Genomic DNA, 7,477 nt, shown 5'->3' with positions numbered 1-7,477 from the left:
GGGCACCCCGATACGAAGCCTTCTCTGCGGTCTGAGGGTGGTTGTCAAGGCATCTTTCCAGCCTTGACAACCACCCTCAGACCGTCAGCACAATCAGCTTCGGGGTGCCCCACGCAACCAACGTGCGCAATGTCGCCGCCAGGCGACGAGCCGCCACAAAGCCCCAGAACAGGATTCACCCCCCGCCCTGCCCAGTCAGCGGTACCCGAGTAACCACGACCCCACTTAGCGTGACCCACGCAGGAAAGACCAACCCGGAAGGACCGAGCAATGATCAAGCGCCTGTTCCAGACCGTCCTGCGGCACGGATGCTGCTCCGCCTGCACCGGCAAGGGCTGCGGCTGCTGCGCCAACTGCCACTGACCGCACCCAGGGGCCCGGCACACCCGAGCCGGGCCCCGCCACGTCACCTCTTCAACCCGCGAATCAACAACATCACCGACCCGAGCACGTCAGCCCGGGACCGAGCAGGATGAAACACCTGCCAATCCAGCGCCACCACCAGCATCGTCCCGAAAACCCCGGCCGCCGCGGTCGCGATGTCCAACCCCTCCGGCAGCCGCCCAGCCGAATCCAGCCGCTCCAACTGCGCCTTGACCACGGCGATCAGCTCCTCCCGCAGCAGCGCCAACGTGTCGTGCCACCGCCCCGGCGTATGCCACAACTCGCTGACGACGATCTGCGAAAACCCCGGATACTCCGCGATGAACTCCAGCGTCGTATCCACCTGAGCCTCGATCACGGCCAACGGATCGTCATCCGTCCCCGCCGCCCGCAACCGCCCGGCGAGCAGATCGACGCCGAACCGGAGCAAAGCGTCGACCAGCCCGTCCTTGGACCCGAAGTTGTAATAAACGGTCCCCTTGGCTACCCCGGCCTCGGCCGCGATGTCGTCCACCGTCAGCCCGACGAGGCCGCGGCTGGCCGACAGCCGCAAGGTGGCCTCGAAGAGCTTCTGTTTGGTCGTCTCCCTCACAGGCTCAGCTCGGGCTTGAGCGCCGAGACCGACCACACCCGGTGTTTGCGCGCCGCGAGAGTGGACAGCAGGATCCCGACGACGAGGTACGCGACCAGCACCCCTATGTCACCGAGGATCTGCAGCGACGCGCCGGTGTAGAGCAGATGCCGGAACCCGTCGATGGCGTAGCCCATGGGCAGCACTATGTGCAGCGGATACAGCGCGTCCGGGATCGTCTGCCAGGGGAACGTGCCGCCCGCGCTCACCAGCTGCAGCACCAGCAGCACGAGCCCGAGGAACTTGCCGACCGCGCCGAAGAGCGCGTTCAGCGCGTGCACGATCGACGTGAAGGCCAGCGACACCAGACAGGCGAACCCGATCGCGCCCAACGGATGCGCCACGTGGATGCCGACCAGCCAGGTCACCGCGGCGAACAGCACGATCACCTGCCCCAGCCCCAGCACGGCCGAGGACAGCCAGCCGCCGAGCGCGACCCGCAGCGGCGACGCACCCGCGGTGAGCGCGCGCGTCGACAGCGGGCGGATCAGCAGGAACAGCACGAACGCGCCGATCCAGGTGGCCAGCGAGATGAAGAATGGCGCGAGCCCGGCGCCGTACGTGCCCGCCGACGCGACGCCGTTCGACGTGACCGCGACCGGGTCGGCGATCGTGTTCGCGGTGGCGGTGCGAGTCGGATCGTCCGGGTTCGGGATCTGCGACAGGCCTGCGGCGAGTCCGTCGCGCAGCTTCGCCGAACCGTCGGCGAGCTGGTCGGTGCCGGTGACGGCGGTCTTCTCGCCGTCGTTCAGCTTCGCCGAACCGTCGCGCAGCTTGTTGGCGCCGTCGGACGCCTGCGCGATCCCGTTGGCGAGCTGAGGCGAGGCAGAAGCGAGCTGATGCGCCCCGTCGGACACCTGTCGCGCGCCGCTGGAGAGCTTCTGCAGGTCCCCGTTGGCGGACTGGACCTTGCTGTTCGCGTCGTTGATCGGGGAGCGCAGCTGGTCGAGGCGGGACAGGATGTCGTTCACCTGGCTGTCGGAGAGCCCCGCGTCGTGCAGTTGCGTGTTCAGCTGGGAGCGGTAGCTGTCGAGGCGGCCTTGCAGATCGCCGGATGCGGACGCGGCGAGCGAAGAGGCGTCCGCGACCTTCTGGTTTCCGTCGGCCACCTGGCCCGCCCCGTCGGCGAGCTTCTGCGTCTGGCTCGGCAACTGCGCGGTGCTCGATTTGAGCGTGCTCAATCCGGTGGCGAGACTGCTCGACCCGGTCGCGAGCTGGCTCGCCCCGTCGGCCAGTTGATGTTGCCCCGTCTGGAGTTTCGCCGCCCCGTCGGCGAGCTGCTTGGCGCCGTCGGTGGCCTCGGAGATCTTGCCGTAGATGGTGGAGAAACCGACGAGGAACTTGTCCGCGGCCTCGCTGCCCACCTTCTCCGCGATCGTCTTGCGGACCTGGTCGGCCACCTGTTTCGCGATGGTGCCGGACAGATAGTTGTTGGCGTCGTTGGTGGTCAGCGTGATGGTCGCCTGCTGCGGCTCGAAATTGCCGGACGACAGCAGCGCCTTCGAGAAGTCGTGCGGAATGCCGATGGCGAAGGAGTACTTGTCGTCCCGCACGCCGTCCCGAGCGTCCTTTTCGGACACTTGATGCCACTGGAAGGTGCCGGACTTCACCAGTTCGTCGGTGACCTCGCGGCCGACATTGCGCTCGGCCCCGTTCGAGTCCTTCGCGCCGGCGTCCTCGGTGAACACGGCGGCGGGCAGCTTGTCGAGGCGGCCGTAGGGGTCGTAGTTCGCGTAGAGGTAGAACGACGCGTACAGCAGCGGCACCATGACGAGCGCGAACATGGCGAGCTTCGGCAGCGTCCCGGTGGACAGCCTGCGCAGCTCGTTGCGCGCGATCCGGAACGCGTTCAGTCCGCCGGCCCGCTTGTGGGGGGTGGTCATGCCCGGTCTCCCTCGGAGTTCTCGGTTTCGGCGGTCAGTTCGGCGGGGTCCGGGAGCTGCTTGGTCTGCTCGGCCTCGGTCGGAGCGGGGGTTTCGGCGGGCTCCGGCGGGGAGTACAACCGGACCGGGTCCGGTTGCTCGGCCTCGCCGACCTTGGCCGGCGGGTAGGGGAGCGCCGATTCCGGCGTCGTCGCGGCCAGCACGGCCACCGCGAACCCGCGGGCGGCGTGCTCCCTCGCGACCGCGGTCCACGAGTCGACGTTGCTGGTGTGCCGGTCCGGCGCGTCGAGGACGAGCACGCGCACGCCGTCGCGTTCGGCGGCCAGCGCGGTGAGCAACCGGGTGCGCAGCGCGGGTTCGAGACTCTCGAACCGGCTGTCGGCGTACGGCCCCGCGTCGTGTTGCGAGAGCCAAGCCGTGACCGCATCCTTGCCGGAAGGACGGTGCGCGAGCGCCAGCTCTTCGCCGGTGACGACGCGCAGCGACAAGGCCTCGTCCGGCTCGCTGACCCCCGGCGAGTCCACCACGGCCACGAGCCGCCGCAGGTCGCCCTCCGGATCGGCGGTCACGGTGCCGGTGGTCGGCTTCAGCCGCCCGGCCAGCGCCAGCGCGAGCGCGGTGATGCCGACGCCCGGTTCGCCGTGCACGACGGTGAGGCAGCCCTCCTCGACGGTGAGCGAGGTAGGCGGCAACAAGGGGCCGTGGGGACCCTTCAGGGACACCCGGTCGGCACGGACCTGCACAGGACACACTCCACGGATTTTGAACTGACTAGTCAGTTCAAAAGTTAGTCCTGACCTCGCGGGCTCGGCAAGGCGGCTCGCCCGACGTCACACCAAAGAGGAGCAGGCTCAGCGCAGGGCCCACGCAGGGTGGGCTTCCCAGGACGTCCACAGCGGCCGGTAGCCCTGCCGGTGCCAGAACACCGACGAGAGGGGATTGGTCGGGTTGTAATAGAGGTAGGTGCCGGTCGCGCCCTGGTTCAGCAGTTCGCGGTGCGCGCGGGCCATCAGCGCGCGGCCGATCCCGCTGCTGCGGCTGGCCGGGGCGGTGACGACATTGTTCACGTACCCCCAGCGTCCGGACGGCAGCAGTTCGGCGGCCTCGCTTCCGGGCGTGGATTCGACCCAGTCGCATTGCGCGAGCGCGGCCGCTTCGCCGTCGACCTCGGCGAGCCAGGTCGCTTTCTCCCCGAGCGCGCGGCGCAGTGCCGGGCCGAGCAGTTCCGCGGTCTGCTCGCGTTTCCGGTGTGCGACAAGGCCGGTGTAATCGAACGTCGCCGTGCACAACGCCAGCGCCGCGGCGTAGTCGTCCGGTCCGGCAAGGCGGATCGACGCGTCCGTGGCGATTTCTTCCGGCGCGACGGCGGGGCGAACGGCCAGTGCGGACAACGGAACCAGCCCGTGGTCGAGGAAAGCCCGGATGGCTTCAGCGTCGCGGCTCGGCCAGTTGACGACGCACGCCGAATCGGCGCCCGGCGCTTCAGTGTCCACTTGGGACCGCAGCGCGCCGAGCAACGCGTCGAACGCTTCGACGCCCGCCGTCTCCGGATCCGGGAACAGCTGCCACACCTCGGCCGCCGACCACAGCAGGGGAGCGTCGCCCGGACCGTGCCGGTAGCGCTGGAGCATCGCGGAAACCTGCGTGCCGGACGCGGTCACCGCGCGCAGCCGGTCGCCGCTCGCGAGCGGAACGGGCGGCGGCAGGAGCGGGTCGAGTTCGGCGAATCGGCCTGCGGGACTCACCCGCGCAGCGTAGCCGGTCAGTCGCGGCGCGTGCGGAAGATCGCGGTGCCGGGGAACAGCCTGCCGCGCAGCGGGCTCCACTGGCCCCAGGTGCGGGTGTGGCCCGCCGGCCACTCCGGCTCGACGAGGTCTTCCAGCGCGAAGCCTTCGGTGGCGAGCGCGCGGACGTAGTCGCCGAGCGTGCGGTGGTATTCGACGTACGTGGCCGTGCCGTCGTCGTCCACTTCGACGTACGGCGTGCGGTCGAAGTACGGCTGCGTCGCGGTGAGCCCCTGCGGCCCGGGATCGTCCGGGAAGATCCACCGCATCGGGTGGGTCACCGAGAAGACCCACGGCGCACCGGGGCGCAGCACCCGGCGCACCTCGCCGAACACCGTCTCCAGCGACGGAACGAAGGGGAGCGCGCCGAACGCGGAGCACGCGATGTCGAAACTGGCGTCGGCGAACGGGAGCCGCTCGGCGTTCGCCTGCACGAGGGGGACCGCCGCGCCGGTGCGGGCGTTCCCCTCGCGGGCGTGCCGGAGCATCCCGCCGGACAGGTCGGTGGCGACGGGTTCGGCTCCGGCGGCCGCGAGCCAGCGCGAGCACGCGGCCTGTCCGCAGCCGACTTCGAGCACGCGCCGTCCGCGCACGTCGCCGAGCAGCCGCGCGTCCTCCTCGCGGACTCCCTCCGGGCACCAGACGAAATCGGCGTCGCCGAGGAAACCGCCGTGGGCGGCCTGGTAGTCGTCGGCATCCGCGTCCCACCAGGCCAGATTCGCGGCTTCGGCCTCGTTTCCGGCGACTTCGCGATGGGCGACGCCGACGGTGCCGAGCCGTTCTTCAGCGCTCGCGTGACGGTCGCCGGGCGGCGCCGCCGGGGCCGCGGCGGGCTCGGGCATGCCGGTCTCCTCTCCCGGTGGCGCCGGCTGGGCGCGGGGAATGCGCGGACCGGCGGAAACGTTGGCCAGAAGGTACCGGGAGCCGAGGGCGACCCTGATTGTGTCCCCCGCTGGGGCCCGCGTACGATACGTGTTAGCGCAGTGGGGTTCGCGCTGCCTGGGTGACTACCCACCGGGGCCGCGCATCGTCAGCGGGTCATGCCGCGGTCGTTCACTGGTGGAACGTTTGGTCGCCGGACGTTTGAGCAGGGTCGTCGCATGCCATGGCTGCGGGACTCGCCGCGTGCACCGCCGGTAGCCAACTTCACGTCCACCTACGACACCCATCCACCGGAGCAACCCGCCTAATGACCACCGACACCGCCACCGCCCCGACCGCCCTCACCGCGGCTCCGCAGGTCGCCATCAACGACATCGGGTCGGAGGAAGACTTCCTCGCGGCTATCGACAAGACGATCAAGTACTTCAACGATGGGGACATCGTCGAAGGAACCATCGTCAAGGTCGACCGCGACGAGGTCCTGCTCGACATCGGGTACAAGACCGAGGGCGTCATCCCCTCGCGCGAGCTGTCCATCAAGCACGATGTCGACCCGGCCGAGGTTGTCGCCGTCGGCGATGAGGTCGAAGCCCTCGTTCTCCAGAAGGAGGACAAGGAAGGCCGTCTGATCCTGTCCAAGAAGCGCGCGCAGTACGAGCGCGCCTGGGGCACGATCGAGGAGCTCAAGGAGAAGGACGAGCCCGTCAAGGGCACCGTCATCGAGGTCGTCAAGGGCGGCCTCATCCTGGACATCGGCCTGCGCGGCTTCCTGCCCGCGTCGCTGGTCGAGATGCGCCGCGTGCGCGACCTGCAGCCCTACGTCGGCCGCGAGCTCGAGGCGAAGATCATCGAGCTGGACAAGAACCGCAACAACGTGGTCCTGTCCCGCCGCGCCTACCTGGAGCAGACCCAGTCCGAGGTGCGCAGCGAGTTCCTCAACGCGCTCGCCAAGGGCCAGGTCCGCAAGGGCGTCGTGTCCTCCATCGTCAACTTCGGCGCCTTCGTGGACCTGGGCGGCGTCGACGGCCTGGTGCACGTCTCCGAGCTGTCCTGGAAGCACATCGACCACCCGTCCGAGGTCGTCGAGGTCGGCCAGGAGGTCACGGTCGAGGTCCTGGACGTCGACATGGACCGCGAGCGCGTCTCGCTGTCGCTGAAGGCGACCCAGGAAGACCCGTGGCGCCAGTTCGCCCGCACCCACGCGATCGGCCAGATCGTGCCGGGCAAGGTCACCAAGCTCGTCCCGTTCGGCGCGTTCGTCCGCGTCGAGGAGGGCATCGAGGGCCTGGTGCACATCTCCGAGCTGGCCGAGCGCCACGTGGAGATCCCGGAGCAGGTCGTCCAGGTCAACGGCGACGTCATGGTCAAGGTCATCGACATCGACCTCGAGCGCCGTCGCATCTCGCTGTCGCTGAAGCAGGCGAACGAGGGCGTCACGCCGGAGACCGAGTTCGACCCCACCCAGTACGGCATGGCCGCCGAGTACGACACCGAGGGGAACTACATCTACCCCGAGGGCTTCGACCCGGACACGCAGGAGTGGCAGGAAGGCTTCGACAAGCAGCGCGAGGAGTGGGAGCGGCAGTACGCCGAGGCCCACACGCGCTACGAGGCGCACATGGCCCAGGTCAAGAAGGCCGCCGAGGCCGACGCCGAAGCCGCTGCCGACGCTGCCACCGGCATCGAGGGCGGCGACCAGAGCTACACCTCGTCCGCCCCGGTCGAGGCGAAGAGCGGCGGCACGCTCGCCAGCGACGAGCAGCTCGCGGCCCTGCGCGAGAAGCTGTCGGGCGGCGCGTGAGCGTTGACTCGCTGAGTCTCTGAACAGTTTCGGCCCCGGTCCGCACGGACCGGGGCCGAACTGTTTTCTCCGGGACTTCGCGTGCTGGCCGGACGCGGGTTAATTCCGCGGC

6 protein-coding genes are annotated in these 7,477 nt (G+C 69.5%); 1 reads left to right on the top strand and 5 read right to left on the bottom strand.

Translation table 11 applies throughout. The annotated features are described in order from the left end of the window. Window positions 1–406: 406 nt before the first annotated feature. From D0D37_RS36480 to D0D37_RS36460, 5 genes are all read right to left on the bottom strand, one after another. A complete protein-coding gene (locus D0D37_RS36480; RefSeq protein WP_116205136.1) occupies window positions 407–976 on the bottom strand; it encodes a TetR/AcrR family transcriptional regulator in 570 nt (189 codons plus the stop codon). Then, window positions 973–2,868 carry a YhgE/Pip domain-containing protein gene (locus D0D37_RS36475; RefSeq protein WP_116205140.1) on the bottom strand — a complete coding sequence of 632 codons (1,896 nt, stop codon included), beginning with the start codon at window positions 2,866–2,868 and terminating at the stop codon, window positions 973–975. Before D0D37_RS36475 ends, D0D37_RS36480 begins: the two co-directional genes overlap by 4 nt. A 26-nt stretch (window positions 2,869–2,894) precedes the next feature. After that, window positions 2,895–3,641 carry an ATP-binding cassette domain-containing protein gene (locus tag D0D37_RS36470; RefSeq protein ID WP_116205135.1) on the bottom strand — a complete coding sequence of 249 codons (747 nt, stop codon included), beginning with the start codon at window positions 3,639–3,641 and terminating at the stop codon, window positions 2,895–2,897. A gap of 108 nt (window positions 3,642–3,749) precedes the next feature. Then, on the bottom strand, window positions 3,750–4,643 hold the full coding sequence (locus D0D37_RS36465) for a GNAT family N-acetyltransferase (protein WP_244223801.1): 894 nt from the start codon (window positions 4,641–4,643) through the stop codon (window positions 3,750–3,752). Between the two features lie 17 nt (window positions 4,644–4,660). Beyond that, window positions 4,661–5,524, bottom strand: a complete 864-nt coding sequence (locus D0D37_RS36460) for a class I SAM-dependent methyltransferase (protein WP_116205134.1) — start codon at window positions 5,522–5,524, stop codon at window positions 4,661–4,663. A gap of 347 nt (window positions 5,525–5,871) precedes the next feature. Between D0D37_RS36460 and rpsA the strand changes: the two genes are divergently transcribed. Next, window positions 5,872–7,365, top strand: a complete 1,494-nt coding sequence (rpsA, locus tag D0D37_RS36455) for a 30S ribosomal protein S1 (protein WP_116205133.1) — start codon at window positions 5,872–5,874, stop codon at window positions 7,363–7,365. Window positions 7,366–7,477 lie beyond the last annotated feature (112 nt).

It is taken from the genome of Amycolatopsis circi (genome assembly GCF_003385235.1).
Lineage (GTDB): Bacteria > Actinomycetota > Actinomycetes > Mycobacteriales > Pseudonocardiaceae > Amycolatopsis > Amycolatopsis circi.
The sequence above is the reverse complement of the archived record's forward strand: the minus strand, read 5'-3'. Positions and strand labels throughout refer to the sequence as shown.

Excerpts from the sequence above, each read along its gene's own strand:
- D0D37_RS36460 (WP_116205134.1), bottom strand. The coding sequence starts at position 5,524 with ATGCCCGAGCCCGCCGCGGCCCCGGCGGCGCCGCCCGGCGACCGTCAC.
- rpsA (WP_116205133.1), top strand. The coding sequence starts at position 5,872 with ATGACCACCGACACCGCCACCGCCCCGACCGCCCTCACCGCGGCTCCG.